General features: G+C 68.2%; 1 pseudogene. It reads left to right on the top strand.

Going from position 1 to position 805, the window contains the following annotated elements:
* A pseudogene (locus DEH69_RS30815) lies at positions 1–805 on the top strand (polyketide synthase dehydratase domain-containing protein); the annotation flags it as partial.

Here is an 805-nt window from a genome sequence, read left to right as displayed (position 1 = left end):
CTTGCCGACGAGGGGCACTCCACGTTCATCGAGGTCAGCACCCACCCCGTCCTGATCCACAGCATTCAGGACGCCACCCCGGATGCCACGGTTACGGGGACGCTGCGTCGTGACGAGGGCGGGTATCGGCGTTTCCTTGCCTCCCTGGCGGCCCTGCACGTTCATGGCGGATCCCTTGACTGGCGCGTTCCGCACACTCCCGCCCGGGCCGACCTGCCGACCTACCCCTTTGAGCACCAGCGTTACTGGCTGGAGCCGATGGGTTCGGCGGTGGGTGATGTGTCGTCTGCCGGGCTCGCGGTCGCGGATCATCCGTTGGTGGGGGCGGTCGTGTCGGTGGCGGGTGATGACGTGACCGTGTTGACCAGCAGGGTTTCGCTGCGGAGTCATCCGTGGCTGGCGGATCACGCGGTGTTCGGCACGGTTCTCCTCCCGGGTGCCGCTCTCGTCGAACTCGCCATCCGGGCCGGGGATGAGGTCGGGGCGGGGACGCTGGACGAGCTGGTCATTCACGCGCCGTTGACCCTGCCCGAGGCCGAGGCCGTTCTTCTTCAGGTCACGGTCAGGGCGCCCGATGAGACGGGTCGTCGTCCGGTGACCGTTCACTCCAGGGCCGCCGATGCGGATTCCCAGGCCGCGTGGACTCTGCATGCCAGTGGCCATCTCGCCGCCGATCCCGCCGAGGCCGCCGATCCCGTCGAGGCCGAGGGTTCCGCGTTTGCCCAGTGGCCGCCTGCCGGTGCGACTGCCGTTGATCTGGATCGCTTCTACTCGCGCCAGTTCGAGGCGGGTTATGAGTACGGTC

Origin of the sequence: Streptomyces sp. PT12, assembly GCF_003311645.1 — a bacterium.
Lineage (GTDB): Bacteria > Actinomycetota > Actinomycetes > Streptomycetales > Streptomycetaceae > Streptomyces.
The sequence above is the reverse complement of the archived record's forward strand: the minus strand, read 5'-3'. Positions and strand labels throughout refer to the sequence as shown.